Raw genomic sequence first — 25,471 nt, 5'->3', positions numbered from 1 at the left:
GGCGGTGGCTGAGGGGGGTGGCGAGGTTGCGACCGGGGTTCGTCCTGGCTTGTGGCTGACGGGTTGTGGTTGCGGTTTGGGAGGGTGCGCGAGTGGTGGCGGTGGTTTGCTCAGCGGGTTAGGTGGGTTGGGCGTTGGCGCGGTTGGGAGGGGTTTAGCGGCGCGGTGGCTGAGGGGGGTGGCGAGGTTGCGACCGGGGTTCGTCCTGGCTTGTGGCTGACGGGTTGTGGTTGCGGTTTGGGAGGGTGCGCGAGTGGTCGCGGTGGTTCGTTCAGCGGGTCAGGGGGTTGGTGCGGTCGGGGGGCGGTGGCTGAGGGGGGTGGCGAGGTTGCGACGTGGGTTCGCTTCGCTTGTGGTTGATGGGCTGTGGTTGCGGTTGGGGAGGTGGCGTGAGTGGGGGCGGTGGTTTGTTCAGCGGGTTGGGTGGTTGGCGCGGTTGGGGGGTTTGGGGGTGCGGTGGGCGTTTGGCGTTAGGGGTGGTGATGGGGTGGGTGGGGTGAGGGCGGCGTGGGTGAAGCGGGTTTGGAGCCAGGTTTGGAGGCCTGGGTCGGCGATCGTGAGGTGGGTGGGGGTGGCTCGGAGGAGGCCTTGGGTGAGGGGGCGGGTGGCGGCTGATTCGAGGGACCAGCGCGTGGTGGTTGCTGTGGGCAACTGGATGGGGTGGTGGGCGGCTTTGGCGAGGAGGTCTTTTTCGGCGGGGGTGCAGTTGTGCCAGGCGGCCTCGTAGAGGGGGCGGGAGGCGTCGTTCAGGCGGGCGGTGGCGGCTTTGACGACCGGGGTGGTGAGGCCGGTGGTGGTGTCGGCGAGGTCCAGGGCTGTGGTGGCCAGGGCGCGGAGGCGGCTGGGGTTGCCGTTGGCGGCTTTGACCAGGCGGTCGACGGCTTCGGGCTCGTGCGGTACGGCGGCCTGCCGGAGCGGCTCTGTCAGGGCTGGGCGGAGTTCGGCGTCGGTGAAGGGCTGGACCTGACGGATGTCGAACCGGCCGACTACGTCGGTCTCAACGCCGGCGTCGCCACCTGAGGCAGCGAGCAGCCGGGTCGTGGTCAGTTCACCACCGGCCGCCACGAGGAAGACCGGCTGCCGGTTGGACGCCAGCCGGGCGGACAGTTCGGTCAGTCCGACCAGGTCGCGGTCGGAGGCGACGTCGAGGTTGTCGACCATCAGGAGCATCGGTTCACCCTTGGCCGCGGCGAGTTCGCCGAGCCGGTCGGCGAGCTCGTTGAGGGTGCAGCCGACCTCGTCCCGCTCCGACGCGTCGTGCTGTTCCTTCACGACCACCTGGAAGACGCCCGGCATGCCCCCGCGAATCTCGTTTCCTGTCTGGGGATTCCGGCTCCGCGAGGCGATCCGGTCGAGATCCTTCGACAACGCGCGCGCGGCCACGGCGCCGTACTGGGTCCGGAACGTGTCGAGGTCTTGAGAGATCGCCCGGATCAGCCGGTTTTCGAGCGGTTCGCGCGGTGACGCCTCGATCCGGACCGAGGTCCAACCCTGTTGTACGGCGAGTTTCTCGGCGCGGTCGAGTTCGTGGCTGGTCCCCATCCCGGGTGCGCCGGTGAACAGCACCGTCGTACTGGAAGGGGTCCGCTGATCGAGGGAGAGCGGTCGGCCCTCGCCGTCCTTCCGATCCACCTGATGCACCGGAAGGCGCGTCGTACCGATTGTCTTGACCGCAACAGCCGGAGCGGGCGTTGCCGGCAGGGCAGGAGCTGAAGGGATCTGGCCGAGCGATGTGTTGACCCACTCCTGCAGACCGGCGTCGGCGAAGGTGACACGTTCGCCGTCCGCACGCAGGAGGCCGCGCGCGACCAGCTCGTGCCGTGCCTGGTCGATTGGTTGCCATCGGCCCGCACCTGCCTTGGCAAGCTCAGGCGGCATCAACAACCCATTCGAAGCGGCGACCCGCGCCAGCAAGTCCTTCTCCGCCGGCGAACTCTTGTTCCAGCGCCCCTGATAAAGCACCGCCGACCGCGCCTGCACCCGGGCCGAAGCAGCCTTCGCCACCTCGCCGGTGATCGCGGGGCGAGCGAGTTCGAGTGCCGCGTCGGCCAACGTCCGCAGCCGGCTTGGGTCGCCGTTCGCGGCCCGCACCAGCTCATCGATCCCGGCACTCTCGTACGGCGTCCTGTGCCGATCCAGCGGGATCGTCAGTACCGACCGCAGCTCCGCGTCGGACATCGGCCCGAGCTCCCGGATGTCGAACTGATTGGTCACCGTCGTCGCGATCCCGGACATCCGCTCCGACGCGGCCATCAACCGGCTGGTCGCCATCGCGCCACCGGCCGCCACCAGCCAGACCGGCCCACCACGCTGTTCGAGATGAACGGCCAGTTCGTTCAGCCCGGCCAGGTCGTACGGCGACGCCTGGTCCACGTTGTCGACGAGCAGCAGCACGGGCTTGTCGCCGAGCGAGCCCAGCTGATCCGCCACGTCGTTCAGCGTGGAGCCGAGGTTGCCCTGCGGCGTCGCGTCCCACTGCCGCTTGGTGACGAACTGCACCGGCCCACCGCCGACCCGCACCTCGGCGCCGTGCTGCACCTTCCGCTGCCGCTGCGTCAGATCGCGCACCGTACGGCGAAGCTGGCGCACCCGGAACCCACCGAACTCCCGCCGCAGCTTGCCGAGGTCGGCGCTGATCGCCCGGGTGAACCGATGCTCCAGCGGTTCCCGCGCCGACGCCTCCACGCGGATCGTCGTCCACCCCTGCCGAACCGCCAACTCAGCCGCGTGATCCAGCTCGCGCGTCTTCCCCATCCCCGGCGGACCGGTGAACAAGATCGCCCGCCGCGCGGGCAGCACGGGGTCGAGCGTGATCGCCCGGCCGAGCCGGTCCGTCCGCGGAACGGCGTGCGCCGGAAGCCGCGGCGTACCGAAGACCTGGCTCATGCCGCCCAGCCTGCGGACCGCACCGGGGCGTCACATGGCCAGCGGGTGAACACTGCTCGCGGATCGCCCGAACAGCACCCGTCGCCCGCCCTCCCAGCCCGTGAACCGGTCTACTCCCCGACACCATCGCGCAGACCTTCCCGCCTTCTGCGACTTCCGGTCTAGTCGCCGTCCGTGGAGCGTTCATGCTGGTTCGGTGAACACTCGACGATTCCTCGCGGCGCTGCTGGCAGCGCCGTTGGTCGTCGCGGTGCTCGGGGGAACTCCGGCGCAGGCCGCGCCGGACGCGAAGCTGAGCATCAGCGACGTGCGACTCAGCAAGGCGGCGGTTTCGGTGTCCGGTCTGGACACTGTGAAGCTCGACGTCACCGTCAAGGCGGGGTACGACTCGGACGACCCTCGTGACGAAGACACGACCCTCTATGTCTACCTCCAGCGAACCGGCGGTTCCGGCCAGATCGACGACCTTGCGTCGACCAAGCTGACGCGCACCGCCGGCACGCTCAAGAACGGCACCTGGACCGGACCGCTCAACATCGTCTCGTCCGCGAACGGCACCTGGCACGTCACATCGGTCGGAGCGAGCCCGTACGGCGTCGACACGGGCATCGACAGCACGCCGTACGACGGTCCGGTGCTGGCCGTCACCGGGACCCACGCGCCGACGATCGGGTACACGGTCACCCCGCAGACGGTCCCGGTCGGGAAGCCGTACTCGATCAAGTGGAGCGTGACCGACTCCTCGACCGGCAAGCCCTACGGCACCCGGGTCAGCGCCTGGGTCGGCGTCGACTCCCCGTGCGCCGAGGGTGGCGGCCAATCGATCACGACCGATGCCGCAGGCAACTACGCGAAGTCCTACCAGGCCTCGGACGCCAACTGGCTGAACTGCTTCGTGATCGAGACCGATCCTTACCCGAGCGCGATCTCGGATGCCCGCGTGCCGCGGCAGAGCGGCGTGTCGGCGGTTCCCGCGAAGACCTCCGCGAAGGTCGGCACGAACGTCGCCGTCAACGGTTCGGTCACCGGCCCGCCGGCTCGTTGCGGGATCAGCCTGCAACGTCTGTACGGCGCCTCCCAGTGGCGGACCGTCAACTCGGCTACCGTCCGTGACAGTGGACGTTACACGCTGACCGCGACACCGTCGTACAAGGGCAAGATCCCGTACCGCGTCCTGCTGCCGGCGTGTCACCGCTTCGTCCCGGCATCCAGCAAACCCTTCACGATCACAGGAGTCTGATGAAGCGACAGTTGTTGGCCACGCTGCTGACCGTGCCGGTGGCCGGCGCGGTCCTGACCGCGGCCCCGGCCCAGGCCGCGCCGCCCGACATGACGATCAACGCGGTGACGATCGACCGGCCGAGTGTTGCAGTGGCCGGTCTGAACACGGTGCCGGTGAAGATCACGGTCAAGGGATCGATCACCAACGGTGACCCGACCCACAAGGACACTCCGCTGTACGCCGACCTGAAGCGCACCGGTAGTGCCCCGGCGGGGATCGACTGGGTGGTCTCGGACTCACTCAAGATGATCGCCGGCGACGAGACGAGCGCCGTCTGGCAGGGGAACGTCAACGTCCCCTCGACCGCCAACGGCTCACTGAAGATCACTGGGTTCCACATCGGCGTCTACTACCCGCCCTCGGGCAGTAACGACGAGCCGACGCCGGTGGACGGGCCAGCGATCCAGGTGAACGGGGTGCACCAGCCGAAGTTCACCGCGACCGTGACGCCGACCGTCGCGACCCAGGGCAAGCCCGTCACGATCAAGTGGCAGGTGACCGACTCGGACACCAAGAAGCCGTACGGCTCGAGGCTCCGCGTCATTGTTGCCGATGACAACGGCTGTGTGGAGCGGGTCGGTGGGGCGGGGACGGTCCTGACCGACACCGCCGGGGTCATCGTCTCGAAGACCTACTCCGACGATGCCATCCACTGCATCCTGGTCCCGGGCAGCCAGGCCCCGATCGGCGGTTCGTCGATCGGTCTCAACCACCCCGGCGTGGTGACCGCCGTACCGTCGAAGACGAGCGCCAAGGTCGGCGCCATCGTGCCGGTGAACGGCGTCGTCAAGGTCGCTCCGCTGTACTGCTCGGTCAACCTGCAACGACTGTACGGCGCCACTCAGTGGCGGACCGTAGGCACCGCGAAGTCCGACTCCCGCAAGCGCTACGTGCTGAACGCGCAACCGGCGTACAAGGGCAAGATCCCTTACCGGGTGCAGTTCCCGACTTGCTACAACTACGTGACCGCCTACAGCCCGACGTTCTGGATCACCGGGACCTGAGCTGAACCGTCGGTCGTTCATCATTGCGGCATGAAGACTCGTAACATCCTCACGGCCGTGGGCGCCGTGTCCCTCCTGGGCACGGCGCTCAGCGCTGTTCCGGCCTCCGCCGCTCCACTGGATCTGATGGTCCAGTCGGTGACGTTCAACAAGGCCTCGGTCGCGGTCGCCGGGCTGAACCTGGTGCCGGTGACGGTCACCGTCAAGGCCACCTACAAGCTCGGCAAGCCGAACCAGCCGATGTACGCCGAGTTCGACAGCTACGAGGGTGACCTGCCCTCCCAGCGGGTGATCTCCGAACCGCTCAAGCTGATCTCCGGTGAGGTCACCGACGGCACCTGGCAGGGCATCGTGAACGTCCCCTCCACCGCGGACGGCAACCTCTACGCGACCGGCGTGGTGGCCGGCCCGTACGAGCCGACGACCGGGCCGACCAAGTACGACACCGCCACCGTCCCGGACAAGCCGAAGGTCGCCGTCACCGGTCTGCACGTTCCGAAGATCACCCGCACGGTCAGTGCGAACCCGGTGCCGTTCGGTAAGGCGTACTCGATCGCCTGGAAGGTCACGGACTCGGCGACCGGCAAGCCGTACGGATCCCGCCTGAAGGTGCTGGCGACCAAGGGCCCGAACTGCTTCGCGGTCAAGGGTGCGCCGGGGGCGGTGTACACCAACACGTCCGGTGCGCTCGTCGTGTCGTACGCCCCGGCCGACGGGGACAAGCTGAACTGCCTGGAGATCCCGGGTACGCAGGCCCCGATCGACGGCTACGAATTGGCCCCGAACCGGCCCGGCGTCGTTGCTGCGACCCCGGAGAAGACCAGCGCCAAGGTCGGTACGACGGTCGTCGTCAAGGGCAACGTCCTCGGGTTCACCTACGACTGCCCGGTCAACCTGCAGCGTTTGTCGGGTGCGACCGCGTGGCGCACACTGCGTAGTACCAAGCAGAGCGTCAGCGGCCGTTACTCGCTGCCGGCGCAGATCACCGCCAAGGGCAAGGGCACGTACCGGGTGCAGTTCCCCGCCTGCCATCAGGTCCTGACAGGTGTGAGCAAGAGCTTCACGATCACCGGAGTCTGATACCGGTCCACCCGCTCCGCCCGATCGCGCAGTAGTTCGGCGCGGCTGTAGGCGGAGTGGGTGGTCCGGCAGCACGCTGAGCAGTATGCGGATGACACGAGTGGTTGCGGCGCTTCTCACGGCGCCCCTGGCGGGCCTGGCACTCAGCGCCCCCGCCGCGCAGGCGGACCCGGACCCGAACTTGACGGTCACGGCAGCCCGGATCATCAGGACGACACCCGTAGCGGTGTCGTCACTCAACACGGTGCCGGTGACGGTCGAGGTCGACGCGAAGTACACCTGGCCCGACGCGGACCCGAACACGACGTTGTTCGCGATCCTGGAGCGCTCCGCTGGTACAGGACAGCTGAAGAACCTCGTCACCACTCCGCTCACGCGCTACGCCGGGACCACGCAGAACGGCAAGTGGCGTGGCGTCGTGAACGTGCCCTCGACGGCGAACGGGAAGTTCAAGCTCACCGGCGTGATGGAGGGGGCGTACTGGCCCGGCAGCGGCAGCATGATCACCGAGACCCCGGTCCCGAACCCGCCGGAGCTGACGGTGGTCGGCACCAACCAGCCGAGGATCACCGCCCGGGTGCTCCCGGACCCGGTCCCGTTCAACACCGGCTTCTCGATCCGCTGGTCGGTGATCAACGGTCAGACCGGCAAGCCGTACGGTTCGCGACTGAAGGTCGCGCTGGAAGGCGACAGCGGCTGTGTGGAGAGCTTCGGTGGATCGAACGCCTTGACCGACACCCAGGGCTACGTCACCAAGGCCTACCCGGCATCCGCCGCTCAGCAAGGAAACTGTCTGCTGCTCCCCGGCAACCCGGCCCCCAACGGCTGGCTGAGTGTCGTCGTCAGTCGCCCCGGCATCGTCTCCGCGACGCCGTCCAGGTCCAGCGCACCGGTCGGCGCGATCGTGCCGGTCAACGGCATCGTGGCCGGCGCACCGTCGCACTGCCCCGTCTACCTGCAACGCCTGTACGGCGCGACCGCGTGGCGCAACGTCGGCACCGGCACAGTCAATCAGGGCAGCGGCCGCTTCACGGTCAACGCCCAACCGGCGTACAAGGGGAACATCCCGTACCGGGTGTCCTTCCCGGCCTGCTACCAGTTCCGGGCGGGCGTCAGCAAGACCTTCATCATCAAGGGAGTCTGAGATGCGTACCCGACTACTCGCGGCGCTCCTGGTGACGCCACTGGCGGCGCTGGTCCTGAGCGCACCCGCCGCGCAGGCCGCGCCGGACCCGAACCTGACGGTCACGGAGACGCGGATCATCAGGACGACGCCGGTCGCGGTGTCGTCGCTCAACACAGTCCCGGTGACTGTCGAGGTCGACGCGAAGTACACCTGGCCCGAAGCCGACCCCGGTACGACGCTCTGGGCGATCTTGGAGCGCTCGGCCGGCACAGGACAGTTGCAGTACCTCTTCACGATGCCGCTGACGAAGTACGAAGGAACCGTCCAGAACGGCAAGTGGCGCGGCGTGGTGAACGTACCTTCGACGGCGAACGGCAAGTTCCAGCTGACCGGCGTGATGACCGGCCGGTTCTCGCCCGGCAGCGGTGACATGACCGACCCGACCCCGGTCACGGACGGTCCGGTCCTGACCGTGAACGGCACCAACCTCCCGAAGCTGACCGCCCGCGTCCTGCCGGACCCGGTTCCGTACGGCCAGGGCTACTCGATCCGCTGGTCGGTCATCAATGGATCGACCGGCAAGCCCTACGGCACCCGGCTGAAGGTCTGGCTGGCCAACGACAACGGCTGTGTCGAGAGCTTCGGCGGCCCGAGCTACCTGACCGACACGAACGGCTACGTGACCAAGGCGTACACCTCGGCCGACGCCAACTACCTGAACTGCCTGCAGATCCCCGCCGAACCGTCCCCGGCCGCGTTCCTGTCGCTGTTCGTCAACCGCCCCCTTCTCCCCATGGCCATCTCGGCCACGCCGTCGAAGACGAGCGCTCCGGTCGGCGCGATCGTTCCGGTGAACGGCTCGGTGTCCAATGCACCTGGCGGTTGCCCGGTCAACCTGCAACGGCTGTACGGCGCGACGGCCTGGCGCAACGTCGGTACGGCGAACGTCCGGCAGAGCGGCCGATTCACGGTCAACGCGCAACCGGCGTACAAGGGGAACATCCCGTACCGGGCGTCGTTCCCGACCTGCGGCAAATACAAGGCCGTTGTCAGCAAGACCTTCACGATCAAGGGCCTCTGATGCGCACCCGAGTGGTCGCGGCGCTCCTGGTGGCGCCGCTTGCGGCCCTGGCGCTCAACGCCCCCGCCGCGCAGGCCGACCCGGACCCGAGGCTGACGATCACCAAGGTCGAGCTGAACAAGGCCAGCGTCGCAGTGTCGTCGCTCAACACGGTCCCGGTGACGGTCACGGTCACCGGTGGCTTCGACTCGGCCGATCCGCAGGACAAGGACCTGACGCTGCACACCTATCTCAAGCGGACCACCGGCGCGGCGAAGACGCTGGTCTCGATGGAGCTGATCCGCAAGACCGGCACCACCCAGGGCGGCACCTGGCAAGGCATCGTCAACGTGCCCTCCACGGCCAACGGCACGCTCGAGGTCTCCGGCGTGATGACCGGGGCGTTCTTCCCCGGCAGCGGTGACATGACCACGCCGACGCCCGTCCCGAACCCACCCAAGCTGACGGTGATCGGGACGAACCAGCCGAAGATCACCTCCCGGGTGATCCCGAATCCGCTGCCGTTCGGCCAGGGGTACTCGATCCGTTGGTCGGTGATCAACGGCCAGACGGGCATGCCCTACGGCACGAAGCTGAAGGTCTGGCTGGCCAACGACAACGGCTGTGTCGAGAGCTTCGGCGGCCCGGTCTACCTGACCGACGCCCAGGGCTACGTCACCAAGAGCTACCCGGCCAGCTTCGCCGACTTCGGCAACTGCCTGCTGCTCCCCGGCAACCCGATCCCGATCGGCGGGGCGAACACCATCCCCGACCGCCCCGGCATCGTCTCCGCCGTACCGGCCAAGACGAGCGCTCCGGTAGGAGCCGTCGTACTGGTGAACGGAACAGTGGCCGGTGCGCCGGCCGGTTGCCCGGTCAACCTCCAACGCCTGTACGGCGCGACCGCCTGGCGCAACGTCAGCACGGGAAAGGTCCGGCAAGCCAGCGGCAAGTTCGTGCTCTACGCCCAACCGGCGTACAAGGGCAACATCCCGTACCGGGTGTCGTTCCCGGTCTGCTACAACTACCGCGCCGGCCTGAGCAAGACCTTCACGATTCGCGGGACCTGAGTTCTGGTCTAGTGGAGTCCGCGGCAGGCCTCATTCTTGAACCATGAAGAACCGACGCCTGACCGCGGCGCTCCTCGCAGCCCCGCTGATGTTGATGACTCTCGGTACGGCGACTGCCGCGCAGGCGGCCGTTCCGGAGCTGCACGTCGACTCGCTGGTGCTGAGCCGCGGCAGTGTCGCTGTCTCCTCGCTCAACACCGTGCCGGTGACGATCACGCTGGAGGGCTCGACAACCTCGAGCGACTACAGCACCTACTACGTCGAGTTCAACCGGTCGGCCGGCACCGGTCCCGACAAGGAGCTGTACTCGACGCCGCTCAAGCTGATCAAGGGCACGATCAACGACGGCACCTGGCAGGGCGTCGTGAACGTCCCGTCGACGGTGAACGGCACGATGAAGGCCGTCCGCGTGCTCGGCGGCAGTCACCCGTACGGCTGCTCACAGTGCGGCTTCGACGCCGTGGCCACTGTCAACGGCCCGGCGCTCGCGGTGACCGGGGTGCACATCCCGAAGGTCACCGGTACCGCTACGCCGGCCGCCGTACCGGTCGGCAAGCCGGTGACGATCAAGTGGAAGGTCATCGACTCGCAGACCGGCAAGCCCTACGGCACCAAGCTCAAGGTCCTCGTGGCCAGCGACAGCCAGTGCACCGACAGCTTCCTCGATCCCGTGGTCTCCGACGTCAACGGCGTCGTGACGATCAACGACAAGTCGAACCAAGGTCTGTACTGCTTCGGCCTTCCCAGCACTCCGGCCCCCTTCGGCCGGACGGCGATCTCGGTCCCGAGCGCGACCGGCAAGACCCTCACGAGTAAGGGCAACTGATGCGTACCTCCAAAGTCCTGGCCGCCCTGCTGGCCGCACCACTGATGGCCCTGACCCTCGGTACGGCGACCACCGCCCAGGCGGCGGATCCGCATCTGCAGGTCGAGTCGCTGGTGCTGGACCGCCCGAGTGTCGCGGTCTCGTCCCTCAACACCGTGCCGGTGACGATCACCCTCAAGGGGACGGCCGGTCCGAGCGAGTACGACAGTTACTACGTGGCGTTCGAGCGGGTCGCCGGTAGCGGGCCGAAGGACGACCTGTACTCGATGCCGCTGGAGTTGATCAAGGGCACGCCCCAGGACGGCACCTGGCAGGGTGTGGTCAACGTCCCGTCGACGGTGAACGGAACCATCAAGGCGGTCCGGGTCATCGCGGGCGGCTTCCTCCTCGGATGCACCCAGTGCAGCGAGGACTATCCGGTCAACGTCAACGGACCGAGCCTCGCGGTGACCGGCACCCACATTCCGAAGCTCAGCACGACCTTCAGTCCGGCGGTGGTGCCGTACAACTCGCCGTTCTCGATCAAGTGGACGCTGACGGATTCGCAGACCGGCAAGCCCTACGGCACGAAGCTCAAGGTGATGCTGCGCGAGGACAACGGATGCGTCGAGGGCGACTTCACCACGACGACCTTGACCGACACCGCCGGCTCGATCACCAAGAAGTACCCGGCCGGCAACTACGTCATCTGCTTCATGGTCCCCGGCAAGCCGGCACCGATCTTCAGCGACGGTGCGATCCCCACCCGGCCCGGCATCGTCACGGCCACCCCGTCGAAGGCGAGCGCTCCGGTCGGCACCATCGTCCCGGTCAATGGCACCGCCCAGTCGGCGTACAACTGCCCGGTCAACCTGCAACGCCTGTACGGCGCCACCGCCTGGCGCACCGTCGGTACCGCCAAGGTCCGCAGCAGCTGGCGCTTCACGGTCAACGCGCAACCGGCGTACAAGGGCAAGATCCCCTACCGCGTCCAGCTCCCCGCCTGCAACAACGTCCTCGCGGGCGTGAGCAAGACCTTTTACATCACCGGCGTTTGAGTAGAAACAGTGAGTGACAGAGTGATCACCAAGTGTCAGGCTGTGGCCTATGTGGACTAGACGAGTTGCGGCCGTCCTGGCGGTGGTGCCGATCGCCGGGGTGCTGGTTGCCCCGGCGGCGTCGGCCGCGGTGGACCCGGAGTTGAGGATCAACAGCGTGACGCTGGACCGGTCGACGGTCACAGTGGGATCGCTGAACACGGTGCCGGTCACCGTGTCCGTGGTGGCCGACTATCCGAACGACAACCAGGTGTTCACCGCGTACTTCACGCGACCCGGCGGTCAGCGCGTCTACGACCTGTACTCGCTCGACCTGAAGAAGGTCTCCGGTCCGCCCGGGCACGGCATCTGGCGTGGTGTCGCCAACGTGCCGTCGGTGGCCAACGGTTCGCTCAAGGTCTACGCGATCTATCCGACCTCGTACGCCGGGCACCTGGCCAACAAGCAGTTGGAACCCACAGTGGTCGAGAACGGGCCCATCGTGGTCATCAAGGGCGTGCACGTCCCGCAGTTGATCGGCGTCGTCAGCCCGGCGGTGGTGGCGAAGAACAAGCCGTACTCGATCAAGTGGACGATCTACGACACCGCCACCCGCAAGCCGTACGGCACCAAGATCAAGGTGCAGACCTCGGCCGACCCCACCGCCTGTTTCGAAGGCCATGGCGCCCCGGCGACTACCGGGACGAACGGGATCCTGGTCAAGCAGTACCCGGCGGGCAGTGACTTCCAGTGCCTGATGGTTCCCGGCGTCCCCAACGCCATCTTCACCCGCAGCGCCCGGCCGGCCCGGCCACGCGTGATCTCGGCGACCCCGTCGAGGACCAGCGCGCGCGTCGGCAAGATCGTCCCGGTCAACGGCACGGTCGCGGACGCGGTCAACTGCGCGATCAACCTGGAACGCCTGTACGGCGCCTCCGCCTGGCGCATCGTGGGCCGGATCGGCGTCCGGACCAGCGGCCGCTACACGCTGAACGCGCAACCGTCGTACCAGGGAAAAATCCCTTACCGCGTGCAGATGCCCAGCTGCGACAAGGGCACCCACTACGCCGCGGCCGTGAGTAAAACCTTCTACATCACGGGAGTTTGACCATGAAGAAGCTGCTGCCGGTGGTGGCCTCGGTGTCGTTGCTGGGGGCGGTGCTCGCGCCGATCCCGGCGTTCGCCGCACCGGATCCGGAGCTGAAGATCACCAGCGCCACGATGAACAAGACGAGTGTCGCCGTGGCCGGGCTGAACACGGTGCCGGTGACGATCACGGTGACCGGTAGCTTCCCGGAGAAGGACTTCGGGCTGCTGGCCACCTTGCAGCGGACCGGTGGTGACGCCTACGCGACCAGTTACCTGTTCGCGGATCTGGCCAGGGTGTCGGAGGGGATGTGGCGGGGTGACGTCAACGTGCCGTCGTACGCCGACGGAACCTTCGCGCTCGTGGGGTTCCAGCCCGGCAACTTCGCCGGCAACCGGGACAACCCGAGCCCCGACCCGACGCCGCCGCCGGTCGAGCGGACGCTGACGGTGCAGGGCAGCCACCAGCCGAGGATCACGGGCACGACCAATCCGGCCGTGGCGCCGGCGGGCAAGCCTTACACGACCACTTGGCGCGTGCTCGACTCGCAGACCGGTAAGCCCTACGGCACTCGGCTCAAGGTCGGCCTCGGGACGGCGGAGTGGACCTGCGGCTGGAGAGGTACGCCGGCGCTGACCGACACCAACGGTGCGCTCGTGGTGAAGTACAACGGTAACGAGGAGATCAGCTGCTTGAACATCCCCGGCACGCCCACCTCCCGGTATGCGCTGAACGTGTTCCCGAAGCGGCCGCGGAGCGTGTCGGCGACGCCGGCGAAGGCGAGCGCGCCGGTGGGCACCTTCGTCAACGTCAACGGGTCGGCGACGATCGCGTCGGGGTGCGCGGTCTGGTTGCAGCGCTTGTACGGCGCGACGCAGTGGCGCAACGTCAACTCCGCGACTGTCCGGGCCAGCGGTCGATTCACGCTGATCGCGACCCCGGCGTACAAGGGCAAGATCCCGTACCGGGCGCTGGTGCCGGCCTGTGGGTACGGCGCGGCCGCCAGCAGCAAGCCGTTCTCCATCGTGGGCACCTGAGGTTGTCCGTGATTGGGGTGCGTGGGTTAGCCTGAGTTAGGTAGACCTAACTTTCGCTCGAGAGGACCTGGCTGTGGCCACCCCCGCACCCCGCCGTAACCGCACGTGTAAGCGGGCCGTGGTCGCTCGTACCGAGCGGATCACGCCCCACATGATCAGAGTCGTGATGACCGCCGACGACTTCGTCGACAACGGCACCAGCGACCACTACGTGAAGCTCCTGTTCGGCAAGCCGGGCGTCGAGTACCCCGAGCCGCTCGACATGGGCGTGGTCCGCGAGACGCTCCCGTCCGAGCAGTGGCCGACGAGCCGGACCTACACGGTCCGCAACTTCGACGAGGCCGCCAAGGAGCTCAGCATCGACTTCGTCTACCACGGTGACGAAGGGATCGCCGGGCCCTGGGCCGCGTCGGCTCAGCCGGGTGACGTCGTTTGGTACAACGGTCCGGGTGGCGCCTACGCGCCGGACGAGACGGCCGACTGGCACCTGCTCGTCGGTGACGAGAGCGCGCTGCCGGCCATCGGTGCCGCGATCGAGCAGCTGCCCGCGGGCGCGAAGGCGACCGTGTTCGTCGAGGTGGAGGACGAGTCCGAGGAGCAGAAGTTCGCCGACGTCGACGTGACCTGGTTCCACCGCTCCGGGAGCACCGCCGCGCGTGGTGACGCCCTGGTCGCCGCGGTCGAGGCGCTGACCATCGAGGGCGACGTCCAGGCGTTCGTGCACGGCGAGGCCGGGTTCGTCCTCCGGATCCGCAAGCACCTGTTCACCGACCGCGGCCTGTCCCGCGACCGGGTCTCGGTCTCCGGCTACTGGCGCGTCGGCAAGAACGAGGACGGCTGGCAGGCCGAGAAGGCCGAGACCGCCGCCAAGGAGCGCGCGGCCGCCGGCAACTAGGCCTTTGCGGTACGGCGGCGGTCCAGCAGCTCGATCAGGACCGCCGCCTCGTTCATCGGCAGCACCCAGTCCTCCCCCGACGCCTGCAGGATCACGGCCGGTCCGCGCGTCCCGACGACCGTCAGCGCGATCGGGAACTTGAGCCGCTCCGATCCGGTGAGGTCGACCTCGAACGTCCCCGTGATCGCGCTCAACGGGTAACTCCGCGACTGCTCTTCCTTCCGCGCGGCCGGCGTACCGCGGATCTCGATCACGTCCGACCCGAGCAGCACGGTCGCGAGCGGCGCGCCGCGCAGCCGGAACACCAGCTCGTACGGCGACTCCGCCAGCTCGGGGACGACCGGCATGAGCAATGCCAGGTTCGCCCGCCGAGCGAGCAGCAGCCCGACCAGCAGCCCGAAGATGGCCGCCGGGATGGACAGAACCGCCGGCCACCACGCCCCGAGCACCAGCGGGAAGAGTGTCGCGATCAGCCCGGCTGCCGCACCGAACAACCCACCGATCCCGGCCCACCACCGCGGCTGATACCGATGCTTCGGCAGCAGGTACAGCCCCAGCCCGAGCATCGCGAGCGGCAGCACACACCCGATCCAGGCCGCCGCCGGCCCGCGCGAACTCACCCAGGCCACGATCGCCAGCAGTGCGACGGGAATCCCGACGTACACGAGTGCCACCAGCCGCTGCACGCGCCGATGCCGGCGCTCCACCTCAGTCACGGAGTGAGCCTACTCAGGCGGACCGCCATCACCCACCAACTCTCGCCGCACCCGCTCCGCCACGCTCAGCCGCTCGCCGATGACCCCTCTGGGAGGCACTTAGTGGGTGATGGGCGTCCGGAAATTCCCGAGCACCTGACCACCGCAGCACCTACGCTGCCAAGCGTGATCGTGATTCCGGCGCAGCTGATCAAGTCGCACCAGGACGAGTCGCCGGAGTGGCTCGCCTCCCTCTCGACACAGCTGCACGAGTACCTGGCCCGCTGGGAGCTCACCCGCTCCGGCGACTTCCTGAACGGTGCCGCCTCGCTGATCGTCCCTGTCGTTCGCCGTGACGGCACGGCCGCGATGCTGAAGCTGCAGCCGCGGAACGAGGAGAGCGAGGCTGAGGCGCTCGCCCTCCGCACCTGGTCGCCGGATGACGTCGTTCGAGTCCTCGAAGACGACCCGGCGACCTCCACGCTGCTCCTCGAACGCCTGCACGACCGGACACTGAACGCCGTACCGGATCACGTCGAGGCCACCCGCATCCTCGCCGTGCTGATGGCCCGGCTGAACGTCGTCCCCGCGCCACCGTCGGTACGACGCCTCGCCGACATCGCGACCGAGATGATCGAGGAGGCCGCGGACCTCAAGCTCGCCGACCCGGCCGAGCAGCGACTCGTCAATCGGTACGCCGATCAGGTCCGCGAGCTGATCCCGGACTCCGGCGACCGTCTGCTGCACTGGGACTTGCACTACGGCAACGTGCTCGCCTCCGACCGCCAGCCCTGGCTGGTCATCGACCCGAAGCCCCTGGCCGGCGACCCGGCATTCGAACTCTTCCAGGCCCTCCACAACCGCTGGGACGACCTGGTTGCGACCGGCAACCTCGACCAGGCCATCCGCGACCGCTTCGACCTGATGGTCGACATCACCGGCATCGACCGCTCGCGCGCTCTGGCGTGGACCGGCGGCCGCGTCCTGCAGAACGTCGTCTGGGAAGAGGGGTTCAACCCGGTCCTCAAGACCATCGCCATGGCCCTGCGTCTGTGATTACATCATTACATGACGACTCCGACGCTCTACGAATGGGCCGGCGGCCACGAGGCGCTGCGACGGCTGACCGAGGTCTTCTACGACCGGGTGCTCGACGATCCGATCCTCGCGCCGGTGTTCGCGCACATGAGCGACCAGCATCGCGAGCACGTGGCGCTCTGGCTTGGTGAGGTGTTCCGTGGCCACGACCGGTACACCGAAGAGCTCGGCGGCTACCCCGCGATGTTGTCGCACCACATCGGCCTCCAGTTGACCGAGGAGCAGCGGTCGCGGTGGGCGGCGCTGATCGCTGCGAGCGCGGATCCGGCCGGCCTCCCCGACGATCCGGAGTTCCGCTCGGCGTTCGTCGCCTACGTCGAGTGGGGCACCCGGATCGCGCTGGCCAACTCGCAGCCCGGAGCCACGCCACCGCCGAAGGCGCCGGTCCCCCACTGGGGTTGGGGCGAAGCACCGCCGTACCAGCCGTAGGTTGCGCGCTAGCTGACGAGACAAACACCCCAGGAAGACACCCTGGGACTGGTCGTTGGATACAGTCGCGGTTCACGACAAATCTCGGGAGGGACCCGTGACCGCTCAGCTCGAGTATCCCGAGATCGACGGCGACAACGCGCTGTTGTCGATCCAAGGCCTGTGGAAGGTGTTCGGCCCGAAGGCGCAGCGCGTCCCGCGCCGGCCGGAGCTGGCGTCGCTCGACCGCGCCGCGCTGGCCGCGAAGACCGGCTGTACGGCGGCCGTCCGCGACCTGAGCTTCAACGTGGCACCCGGCGAGGTGTTCGTCGTGATGGGCTTGTCCGGATCGGGCAAGTCCACGCTGGTCCGCTGCCTGACCCGGCTGATCGAGCCGACCGCGGGCAGCCTGATCTTCGAGGGCGAGGATCTGCGCGCGGCCGACGAGAAGCGGTTGCGGGCGCTGCGCCGGAGCAAGTTCTCGATGGTGTTCCAGCACTTCGGTCTGCTCCCGCACCGCAAGGTGATCGACAACGTCTCCTACGGGCTCGAGGTCCGCGGAGAGAGCAAGCCGGACCGGCGCCGCCGGGCCCAGGAGGTCATCGACCTGGTGGGTCTGGCCGGCAACGAGCACAAGTACCCGGAGCAGCTGTCCGGCGGCATGCAGCAGCGCGTGGGCCTGGCTCGCGCGCTCGCCAACGACCCCGACGTCCTGCTCTTCGACGAGCCGTTCTCCGCGCTCGACCCGCTGATCCGCCGCGAGATGCAGAACGAGGTCGTCCGGCTGCATCGCGAGGTCGGCAAGACGATGGTGTTCGTCACCCACGACCTGTCCGAGGCGCTCAAGCTCGGCGACCGGATCCTGCTGATGCGCGACGGCGCCGCGATCCAGCTCGGTACCGGTGACGAGCTCGTCGGTGCACCGGCCGACGACTACGTGCGCGACTTCGTCCGCGACGTACCGCGGGCCGACGTACTGACTCTGCGCTGGATCGCGCGGGCGCCTCGCGACGGAGAGCCGCTGGACGGCCCTGAGCTGGGCCCGGACGTCCTGGTCCGCGAGGCGACCCGGCTCGTGCTCGAAGCCGACCGCCCGGTGAAGGTGGTGGACGGAGGGCAGTTGCTGGGGGTGATCGGCGACGAGGAGATCCTCGCGGTGGTCGCGGATCCGGCCGACTCCCACTGGTCCGCGCGTCCGTCCGACCGCTCGACCGACTGATGGCAGCGATCACCAGCGACGTCCACGTGGAGGTACGTCGTCCGCGGCGCAGCGTGGTCATCGGCGTCCTCATCGTTGTCTGGGTCGCCGCGTACTTCGTGCTGAGCGGGATCGACACCCTGCCGCTCGGCGGCCAGGAGACCACCGGGTTCCACCGCTGGCTCACCGAGAACCGGGACTTCGTCGGTCAGGGCAACGTCTTCTTCGACGGCGTCCGGACCGCCGTTGACCACCTCGTCGTACTGCTGCAGGATCTGGTCTCGCAGCCGTCGTTCGGCCGGCCGGTACCGGTCGTCGGCTGGCTCGGGGTCGTCGCGATCTCGGCGTACCTGGCCTGGGCCTTCGGCAATTGGAAGGTCGCGCTGCTGACCGCGGCGGGCCTCGCCTTCGTCGGCCTGCAGGGGCTGTGGCAGGAGAGCATGGACACGCTCGCCCTGACCATCGCGGCCGTTCTGCTGTCGCTGCTCATCGCGATCCCGCTCGGCATCTGGGCCGGTCTGTCCAACCGTGCCTTCAAGGTCGCGACCCTGGTTCTCGACCTGATGCAGACGCTGCCGACGTTCGTCTACCTCGCGCCGCTCACCCTGTTCTTCGCGATCGGCCCGGCCGCGGCCACGATCGCGACCCTGATCTACGCGGCCCCACCGGCCGTCCGGCTCACCGCGCACGCGATCCGCTCGGTACCGCCGGAGAGTGTCGAGGCCTCGCGCTCACTCGGCTCGACCCGCAGTCAGACGCTGACCAAGGTGCAACTGCCGATGTCGCGCAGCACGGTCGTCGTCGGGATCAACCAGACGATCATGGCCGCACTCTCGATGGTCACCGTCGCCGCTCTGATCGACGCACCCGGCCTCGGCCAGACCGTGCTGAAGGCGCTGCAGACGCTGGACGTCGGCGTCGCGTTCAACGCCGGTCTTGCGATCGTGGTGATCGCGATCGTCCTCGACCGCGTGACGACCGCCGCTGGTGACCGGCCTTGGCGAACAGCATCGGTACGGCGGAAGGTCGTGCTCGGCGCGGGAGCCATCGGCGTACTGGTCGCGGTCTGGTTCTCACGGACCTACGTGTGGGCGGCCGAGTTCCCCTCCGAGGTCGGCATCGGTTCGCGGATCGCCGTGGTCGCGGCCGACGTGACCACATGGGTGCAGGACGTCTTCGGCGGTTTCACGTACGGCGTGCGCGACGCGGTCACCAAGGGCGTGTTGAACCCGCTCGAGGCGCTGTTGACCGGCTCTCCGTGGTGGCTCGTCGGGGCGTTCGTGGTGGCGCTGGCCGCGATCCTCGGTCGCTGGAAGGCCGCCGTACCGGCTGTGGTGTGCATCGGGCTGCTGGTCGCGACCGGGGTCTGGCAGGACAGCATGATCACGCTGGCCTCGACCCTGCTCGCCACCGTGGTGGTCGTCGCCGTCGGGCTCGCGCTCGGCGTCTGGGCCGGCCGCAACCGCCGGGTCGACCTGGTCATCCGGCCGATCCTCGACGCCGGGCAGACGATGCCGCCGTTCGTGTACCTGGTTCCGTTCCTGGCGCTGTTCGGCACCAGCCGGTTCACCGCGATCGCGGCGGCCGTCGTGTACGCCGTACCGGTGACCACCAAGATCGTTGCCGACGGCATCAAAGCGGTCCCGCTCGCGACCGTCGAGGCCGCCAACTCGGTCGGCTCCAGCAGCTGGCAGGTGATCAGCAAGGTGCAACTCCCGGTCGCCCGCCGCGCGATCACGCTCGCCGTCAACCAGGGCCTGATCTACGTGCTCGCGATGGTCGTCGTCGGCGGCCTGGTCGGCGCCGGCGCCCTCGGGTACGACGTCGCGGCCGGCTTCGCGCAGAGCGAGCTGTACGGCAAGGGCCTGGCCGCCGGACTCGCGATCGTCCTGCTCGGCGTCCTGCTCGACCGCATCACGCAAGCCGCGGCCCCCCGGCCGCACGGAAAAGGAGACAAGCAGTGAAGAAACTCCGGTACGCCGGTGTCCTGACCGCCGCAGCACTGGCCCTGGCCGGCTGCGGCGGAGCGAAGGTCGGTGACGAGCAGAAGCCGGCCGCCGGTGGGAAGGAGTGCGGCAGCTTCAACCTGACCGTCAGCCCCTGGGTCGGCTACGAGGCGAACGCGGCCGTCGTCTCCTACGTCGCCACCAAGGACCTCGGCTGCAAGGTGGTCAAGAAGAACCTCAAGGAAGAGATCGCCTGGCAGGGCTTCGCCACCGGCGAGGTCGACGTGAACCTGGAGAACTGGGGTCACGAGGACCTGAAGAAGAAGTACATCGAGACCGACAAGGTCGCGGTCGAGGCCGGCTCCACCGGCGTCAAAGGCGTGATCGGCTGGTACGTCCCGCCGTGGATGGCCGCCAAGTACCCCGACATCACCGACTCGAAGAACCTCAACAAGTACGCCGACCTGTTCAAGACCTCCGAGTCCGGCGGCAAGGGTCAACTCCTCGACGGCGACCCGTCGTACGTGACCAACGACGAGGCGCTGGTCAAGAACCTCGGCCTGAACTACAAGGTCGTCCAGAGCGGCAGCGAGACCGCCCTGATCCAGGCCTTCCGCGACGCCGAGAAGACCAAGAAGCCACTACTCGCCTACTTCTACGAGCCGCAGTGGTTCTTCAACGAGCTGAAGCTCGTCAAGATCAACCTCCCCGCCTACACAACCGGCTGCGACGCCGACCCGGCCAAGATCGCCTGCGACTACCCGCCGTACGACCTGGACAAGATCGTCTCCAAGAAGTTCGCCGACGCCGGCGGCCCGGCCTACGACCTGGTCAAGAACTTCCAGTGGACCAACGAAGACCAGAACACCGTCGCCCGCATGATCGCCGTAGACAAACTGACCCCCGACGCCGCCGCCGAAAAATGGGTCAAAGACAACCAGTCGAAGGTGGACGCCTGGCTAGGCAAGTAACCCCGCGCCGGCTCCCGCCTCGCTCCGCTCGGCCCGCCGGCGCCCCACCCACCCCTTCGGTCAGAAGATTCCTGGGCCTGGGGTGAGGATGTTGGCTGGGTCGTGTTTGCGTTTGAGCTTCTGTAGGAGGGGCCACCGATCGCCGTAGTGGTGTTGCCAGTCGGCTTTGGTGAAGGGGGTCGACTCGATGGGGTAGCGGGTGGCGCCTAGGGCGCGGGCTCGGTCGAAGAGGTGGCGGTTGCGTTTGAGCATCTCGGCGGCGAACTCGGGGCCGGCGCCGGCTGCGCCGGCGGTCATCAGGGTGAAGAGGTAGACCCAGTCGCTGCCGTCGGGGGCTGGGAGGCGTAGGGAGGGGCGGGTCAGTTTGGTACGGCGGTGGGCGTAGAGCAGCACGAATCCGCCGACACCGACGTCTGACGGGGTCAGCTTGGTGACCACTTCGGTGACGTACTGCTCGACGGATTTCTCGGGGAGCCAGAGGGTCATCCAGGGCTTGGCGAGGTGGTCCCAGTCGAGGGCTTCGCGGAGTTGCTCGACGGCGGCGTCGATCCGGGTGACGTGGGGGAGGAAGTCGTTCGCGCTGACTACCGCGTCGGCCGGGGGCTTGGTCAGGCCGCGGAGGAGCTGGGCGTCGGTCGGGGGCTTCGTCACGGAGTGGAAGGTGAAGGCGTTCAGGTGGCTGACTTCGCCGTGTTCACCTGGGCGCCACCAGTCGCCGTAGATCTCGCTGATCTCGCCGCGCTTGATCAGGGTCTTGAAGTCTTGGAAGAAGTCCTTGGAGCTCGTGTAGGCGAGCTCGTGACCGCGCACCTTCGCGGGCGCCGGGCCGAGTTTGACGGTCGCCTTGGTGATGATGGCGTACTGACCGAGGCCGGCCAGGACCGCCTCGAACAGCTCGCGGTCCTGGGTCTTGGAGCAGCACTTGAGCTCACCCGTGCCGGTGACGACCTCGAGTTCGAGCACGCTGTCGACCTGGCCGCCGGACTGGATCGCGGGCGGGATGCCGCCGAGTGACAGGGTGCCGCCGAAGGTCAGCCCGAGGAAGCCGGTCAGGGCGGGCGGGGTGAGGCCCTTGGCGTGGGCGGCGTTGGTCAGCTCGAGCCAGTCGGCTCCGGCATCGACAACCGCGCGGTCCGCGTCGATCCGGTGGATCGTCTTGAGCGCCCGCATCTCGATCAGCAAGCCGCTGACCAGGCCTTGGCCGTCGGTGGTGTTGGCCAGTCCGCGCGGGGCGACCGGCACCCGGTTGCGCACGCAGTACTTGACCATGGCCTCGATGTCGCGCACCGATCCTGGTACGAGCACCGCCTGCGGCACCTTCTGCACGTACCGCCCGGCGTCCTGCGACACGCCCTCGCGGCTGCTCGCGTCCAGGAGCACCTGCCCATCGAGGGGCGGGAGCGGGTCGACGTTACCGCCATCGGTCGCCCAGGACCGTCGTACCGGATCGAATCCGGTCACCAGAATCCCGAGTCCGATCGCTCCGAGCACCGCACGCCGAGTCCCCATCCACGCCTCCTGCCGCTGCACCCGACAACGCTAACCGGTAACCGGCTCAGCACGCTCGGTCAACTGATCATTTGATCGGCGACATGCCGGCTCCACGCCACCGGATCGGGCGCTCCGGGCTCCGCCGCCCACCCTGACACCACCTGTACGGCGACGTCCGGCGGCAGCTGGAGTTGGCTGTGAACCACCTCTTGCCAGGTCGCCCCCGACAACCCGTAGGCCTCGTTGAGCTTGGGGGTGAGCTGCTCCAGGGACCGCGCGGTGTCCGGGTCGAGCTCGCCGATCAGGGACAGCACGTAGCTGTCGACGAGCTTCAGGAAGGGGCGTCCGGCGTACCGATCGGTCATGGTCGGCTCCTCGGTGACAGGTTGAAGTGGAGTTGAGCTTGTTCATGGGGGCCGTGGGCAATTATCACGGGCTGACGGAGCAACGCCGACGACACGCCGGATTTTCGGCGAAACACGGTAGCGTCGGTTCCATGATCATCGTGACAGCTGCACTGAAGGGCGGGGTCGGGAAGACAACCACGTCGGTGTACTTGGCCGCGCTGGCATCTTCCAACCGTCGCACAGCCACTCTCGTCGACGCGGATCCACAAGGCAGCGCTGCCGACTGGATCGATGCCTCGGACGACACGAACCTGGCCCGGATCGAGATTGCCGAGGCGCCGACGGAGCGGCTGCTGACCAAGGCGCTGGACAAGGTACCGCCGGAGGGGATCGGCATCGTCGACATGCCGCCGTCCCACGAGCGGCTGCTGAACAAGGCGCTCGAACGAGCCCGGATCGTGGTCATTCCGACCCGCGTCGGCGGCGTCGAGACACCCCGGGTGAAGGCGGTGCTCGAACTGGTTCCGGACGACGTCCCGGCCGGCGTGGTCGTCTGCTCGGCGCGCACCTACACCCGCGCCTACCAGGAGCTGATCGAGCAGTACGCCAAGGAGGGCATCCCGGTCTGGGGATCCATCCCCGAGCGCGTCTCGATCACCGCCGGCCCCGACGGCCCCCTGGCCCCCGACGGCCTAGAGGCCTACAAGAAGGTCTGGCGCAAGATCCTCGCCGTAGCCCGCACCTAACCGCATTTGGTGGGTGCACCCATCAAATGGGAGGTTCTCGCCCCGGAATTCCGGCGGGGAACCTCCCAGCCAGTGGGGTCACCCACCAAATGGGGTCAGTCGGCCGGTGGGGTCAGCGTTGGAGTGGGGGCTCGCCGCGGACGTAGGCGCGGATGACGGTGGCGGCGGCGCCGCGGGCCCAGTTGTCGAAGGTGTGCGACCGCAGCATCAGGCGGCAGTCACCGGCGGCACCGAAGGCGTGCTCGCCGAAGGCTTGGCGCATCCGGTCCTCGTAGAGGTCGTACTCCGCCACACCCTCGCCCGCGATCACCACGAGCTCCGGCCCGACCAGGTTCACCATCGCGGCGAGCGCCGAGCCGATCACCTCACCGGCCCGGTCGAACGCCTCCCGGGCGTGCTCGTCACCTTCGTGCGCGAGCTTGACCGCTCCGGCCAGGTCCAGCTTCGGCTGCTTGGTCGTCTCCCGGATCCGGTTCAGGATCGCGTCCGACGACGCCACGGTCTCGACACAACCACGCCGGCCGCAGGTGCAGACCAGGTCGCCGGGAGCCAGTGGCAGATGACCGAGCTCGCCGGAGACGCCGTACGCGCCCGACACGACCTCGCCGTTGATGTAGAGCCCGCAGCCGATCCCGGATCCGATCGTCACGACCGCGAACGAGTCCGCGTCCACGCCGACCCCGAACCAGTGCTCGGCCACTGTCAACGCCCGTACGTCGTTCGTCACGACGATCGGGAGCTTGAGCTTCCGCCCGAGCAGCTCGGCCACCGGCACTTCACGCCAGCCCATGAACGGCGAATCGCGGACCACGCCGTGCCGCTCGTCGACATCACCCGACACGGACACCCCGACGCCGATCACCTGGCCGACCACGTCGGTACCAGCCTTCAGGGCGCCGATCAGTTCCTTCGCCAGCTCGGTCAGCTGCTCGATCACGGCCTGCGGGTCGGTGCTGTCCAGCCGCCGGTGCGAGACGTTTCGGATCCCGGCGGTGAAGTCGGTGGTCACGCCGATCAGGTCGGTCGGCGTCACCTTCAGGCCGATCACCGAGACGCTGTGCGGTACGACGGTCAGCGGGCTCACCGGTCGCCCGATCCCGATCTGGCCCAGGCTGCCGAGCTGACCGTCCGCCTCGACCGGCGCGGCCGCCTGGTCGGTGACGAACCCGGCCTCGATCAGCGGTGCGACCGCCTTGGTGACCGCGGCCTGTGACAGTCCGGTCCGCCGCGCGATCTCCACCCGTGGGATCGGACCCTGGGTCAGGATTCTGGTCAGCACCTCAACTCCCGCCGGCGTAGCCAACGGGAGGGGACGGTGTGGACGCAGCGGCACGAGAACAACCTACCGGCGGCTAAGCCGATCTGTCGGCTTCTTCCCACATCGGTGACGTCAGCGCCCAGCGGATTGTCCGGGTCAGGCCGTCACCGGCGGCCCGGACCAGAGTTTGTTCTGTCAAAGGGAAGTAGGGCAGGCGTAGCGGCCAGCGCGCCCACCACGGCAGCAGTCCGACCGCAGCAGCAGTCAGTACGCCGTACGCCGGGCGCGCTGCCCAAGGCACTGGTGGGTGCACAAGGATGAAGCGGGCAGCCTGTCGAGCCTCGGTCGTGCCGCGCAGCTCCGGCCGGTACTCGGCGAGCGTCTGCCGTAGCTCGGCCACAGTGGTCGGCGGGTCGATCACTCCGAGCTTGCCGGCCACCAGAGCGGTCTCTTCGACGTACCGGTCCTGGTCGGCCGCGTTGAGCGGGTGAGCGCCGTACGTCTGGTGTGCGGTGAGGAAGCTGTCCACCTCGGCCACGTGCACCCACTTGAGGAGATGCGGGTCGGACGCTCGGTAGTTCGCGCCGCGGACGCGCTCATGCACCGACTGCACCCGCGCGATCGCCTCCTCGGCGGCCGGGATCGCGCCGTACGTCGTGATCGCGAGGAAGTAGCTGGTCCGCTGCAACCGTCCCCACGGGTCACCCCGGTACCCCGAGTGCGCCGAGACGGCCGCCATCGCGAGCGGGTGCAGCGACTGCAGCAGCAGCGCGCGCAGACCGCCCGCGAACATCGACGCGTCCCCGTGCACCCGCTGAATCGGGCTCCCGGGTTCGAACCAGCGCGGACCGGGCGTGTTGTGCACCCGGTCGCGCTCAGCCTGTGGGTCCGGCCCAGCCACCTTCGTCAGGATCATCCGAGCCAGCTGGTCTCTCATACGACCA

At 68.2% G+C, this 25,471-nt stretch carries 23 protein-coding genes; 17 read left to right on the top strand and 6 right to left on the bottom strand.

Features of this window, described 5'->3' with window-relative positions; genetic code table 11:
* Positions 1 to 411 precede the first annotated feature (411 nt).
* Positions 412 to 2,886, bottom strand: a complete 2,475-nt coding sequence (locus ACIA49_RS30315) for a hypothetical protein (protein ID WP_396381051.1) — start codon at positions 2,884 to 2,886, stop codon at positions 412 to 414.
* A 196-nt stretch (positions 2,887 to 3,082) separates the two neighbouring features.
* Here ACIA49_RS30315 and ACIA49_RS30310 point away from each other — a divergent pair, with 196 nt between their 5' ends.
* From ACIA49_RS30310 to ACIA49_RS30260, 11 genes are all read left to right on the top strand, one after another.
* On the top strand, positions 3,083 to 4,126 hold the full coding sequence (locus tag ACIA49_RS30310) for a hypothetical protein (RefSeq protein ID WP_396381050.1): 1,044 nt from the start codon (positions 3,083 to 3,085) through the stop codon (positions 4,124 to 4,126).
* Positions 4,126 to 5,172, top strand: a complete 1,047-nt coding sequence (locus tag ACIA49_RS30305) for a hypothetical protein (protein ID WP_396381048.1) — start codon at positions 4,126 to 4,128, stop codon at positions 5,170 to 5,172. Before ACIA49_RS30310 ends, ACIA49_RS30305 begins: the two co-directional genes overlap by 1 nt.
* A 30-nt stretch (positions 5,173 to 5,202) precedes the next feature.
* Positions 5,203 to 6,252 carry a hypothetical protein gene (locus ACIA49_RS30300; protein WP_396381046.1) on the top strand — a complete coding sequence of 350 codons (1,050 nt, stop codon included), beginning with the start codon at positions 5,203 to 5,205 and terminating at the stop codon, positions 6,250 to 6,252.
* A gap of 91 nt (positions 6,253 to 6,343) precedes the next feature.
* Positions 6,344 to 7,396 carry a hypothetical protein gene (locus ACIA49_RS30295; protein ID WP_396381044.1) on the top strand — a complete coding sequence of 351 codons (1,053 nt, stop codon included), beginning with the start codon at positions 6,344 to 6,346 and terminating at the stop codon, positions 7,394 to 7,396.
* 1 nt (position 7,397) lies between these two features.
* On the top strand, positions 7,398 to 8,459 hold the full coding sequence (locus ACIA49_RS30290; RefSeq protein WP_396381043.1) for a hypothetical protein: 1,062 nt from the start codon (positions 7,398 to 7,400) through the stop codon (positions 8,457 to 8,459).
* Positions 8,459 to 9,508: a hypothetical protein gene (locus ACIA49_RS30285; protein WP_396381042.1), complete on the top strand. Its 1,050-nt coding sequence runs from the start codon at positions 8,459 to 8,461 to the stop codon at positions 9,506 to 9,508. Before ACIA49_RS30290 ends, ACIA49_RS30285 begins: the two co-directional genes overlap by 1 nt.
* A gap of 43 nt (positions 9,509 to 9,551) precedes the next feature.
* Positions 9,552 to 10,334 carry a hypothetical protein gene (locus ACIA49_RS30280; RefSeq protein ID WP_396381041.1) on the top strand — a complete coding sequence of 261 codons (783 nt, stop codon included), beginning with the start codon at positions 9,552 to 9,554 and terminating at the stop codon, positions 10,332 to 10,334.
* Complete coding sequence (locus tag ACIA49_RS30275) at positions 10,334 to 11,371, top strand: hypothetical protein (RefSeq protein ID WP_396381040.1); 1,038 nt, start codon at positions 10,334 to 10,336, stop codon at positions 11,369 to 11,371. Before ACIA49_RS30280 ends, ACIA49_RS30275 begins: the two co-directional genes overlap by 1 nt.
* Positions 11,372 to 11,420: 49 nt before the next feature.
* Positions 11,421 to 12,458, top strand: a complete 1,038-nt coding sequence (locus ACIA49_RS30270; protein ID WP_396381038.1) for a hypothetical protein — start codon at positions 11,421 to 11,423, stop codon at positions 12,456 to 12,458.
* A gap of 2 nt (positions 12,459 to 12,460) precedes the next feature.
* Entirely contained in the window at positions 12,461 to 13,474 is a 1,014-nt protein-coding gene (locus tag ACIA49_RS30265) for a hypothetical protein (protein ID WP_396381036.1), read from the top strand.
* A gap of 73 nt (positions 13,475 to 13,547) precedes the next feature.
* A complete protein-coding gene (locus tag ACIA49_RS30260) occupies positions 13,548 to 14,369 on the top strand; it encodes a siderophore-interacting protein (protein WP_396381034.1) in 822 nt (273 codons plus the stop codon).
* Here ACIA49_RS30260 and ACIA49_RS30255 read toward each other — a convergent pair.
* Positions 14,366 to 15,085 (bottom strand): hypothetical protein, encoded by a 720-nt coding sequence (locus ACIA49_RS30255; RefSeq protein WP_396381032.1) that lies wholly within the window; start codon positions 15,083 to 15,085, stop codon positions 14,366 to 14,368. The two genes, ACIA49_RS30260 and ACIA49_RS30255, sit on opposite strands and share 4 nt — an antisense overlap.
* A gap of 156 nt (positions 15,086 to 15,241) precedes the next feature.
* Here ACIA49_RS30255 and ACIA49_RS30250 point away from each other — a divergent pair, with 156 nt between their 5' ends.
* The 5 genes from ACIA49_RS30250 (at position 15,242) to ACIA49_RS30230 (ending at position 20,685) form a co-directional block, all read left to right on the top strand.
* Positions 15,242 to 16,120, top strand: coding sequence for an aminoglycoside phosphotransferase family protein (locus ACIA49_RS30250; protein ID WP_396381227.1), 879 nt, complete (start codon positions 15,242 to 15,244; stop codon positions 16,118 to 16,120).
* 12 nt (positions 16,121 to 16,132) lie between these two features.
* A complete protein-coding gene (locus ACIA49_RS30245; protein ID WP_396381031.1) occupies positions 16,133 to 16,591 on the top strand; it encodes a group II truncated hemoglobin in 459 nt (152 codons plus the stop codon).
* 97 nt (positions 16,592 to 16,688) lie between these two features.
* A complete protein-coding gene (locus ACIA49_RS30240; protein WP_396381029.1) occupies positions 16,689 to 17,789 on the top strand; it encodes a glycine betaine/L-proline ABC transporter ATP-binding protein in 1,101 nt (366 codons plus the stop codon).
* Complete coding sequence (locus ACIA49_RS30235; RefSeq protein ID WP_396381028.1) at positions 17,789 to 19,732, top strand: ABC transporter permease subunit; 1,944 nt, start codon at positions 17,789 to 17,791, stop codon at positions 19,730 to 19,732. The genes ACIA49_RS30240 and ACIA49_RS30235 overlap by 1 nt, the downstream gene beginning before the upstream one ends.
* Positions 19,729 to 20,685, top strand: coding sequence for an ABC transporter substrate-binding protein (locus ACIA49_RS30230; RefSeq protein ID WP_396381027.1), 957 nt, complete (start codon positions 19,729 to 19,731; stop codon positions 20,683 to 20,685). Before ACIA49_RS30235 ends, ACIA49_RS30230 begins: the two co-directional genes overlap by 4 nt.
* A gap of 60 nt (positions 20,686 to 20,745) precedes the next feature.
* Here ACIA49_RS30230 and ACIA49_RS30225 read toward each other — a convergent pair whose 3' ends face one another.
* Positions 20,746 to 22,215, bottom strand: a complete 1,470-nt coding sequence (locus ACIA49_RS30225) for an FAD-binding protein (RefSeq protein ID WP_396381025.1) — start codon at positions 22,213 to 22,215, stop codon at positions 20,746 to 20,748.
* 38 nt (positions 22,216 to 22,253) lie between these two features.
* The gene (locus ACIA49_RS30220; protein ID WP_396381024.1) at positions 22,254 to 22,541 is read right to left on the bottom strand and encodes a hypothetical protein; all 288 of its coding nucleotides are present in this window, start codon (positions 22,539 to 22,541) and stop codon (positions 22,254 to 22,256) included.
* A gap of 131 nt (positions 22,542 to 22,672) precedes the next feature.
* Here ACIA49_RS30220 and ACIA49_RS30215 point away from each other — a divergent pair, with 131 nt between their 5' ends.
* On the top strand, positions 22,673 to 23,269 hold the full coding sequence (locus ACIA49_RS30215) for a ParA family protein (protein WP_396381022.1): 597 nt from the start codon (positions 22,673 to 22,675) through the stop codon (positions 23,267 to 23,269).
* Between the two features lie 112 nt (positions 23,270 to 23,381).
* On the opposite strand, the gene ACIA49_RS30210 is transcribed toward ACIA49_RS30215, so the two are convergent.
* Together ACIA49_RS30210 and ACIA49_RS30205 are read right to left on the bottom strand one after the other, a co-directional pair.
* On the bottom strand, positions 23,382 to 24,548 hold the full coding sequence (locus tag ACIA49_RS30210; RefSeq protein ID WP_396381020.1) for an ROK family protein: 1,167 nt from the start codon (positions 24,546 to 24,548) through the stop codon (positions 23,382 to 23,384).
* 73 nt (positions 24,549 to 24,621) lie between these two features.
* Positions 24,622 to 25,464 carry an oxygenase MpaB family protein gene (locus ACIA49_RS30205; protein WP_396381019.1) on the bottom strand — a complete coding sequence of 281 codons (843 nt, stop codon included), beginning with the start codon at positions 25,462 to 25,464 and terminating at the stop codon, positions 24,622 to 24,624.
* Positions 25,465 to 25,471 lie beyond the last annotated feature (7 nt).

The sequence above is a fragment of the Kribbella sp. NPDC051587 genome (genome assembly GCF_044453945.1).
Lineage (GTDB): Bacteria > Actinomycetota > Actinomycetes > Propionibacteriales > Kribbellaceae > Kribbella.
This window is presented reverse-complemented; position numbering and strand designations above follow the sequence as displayed.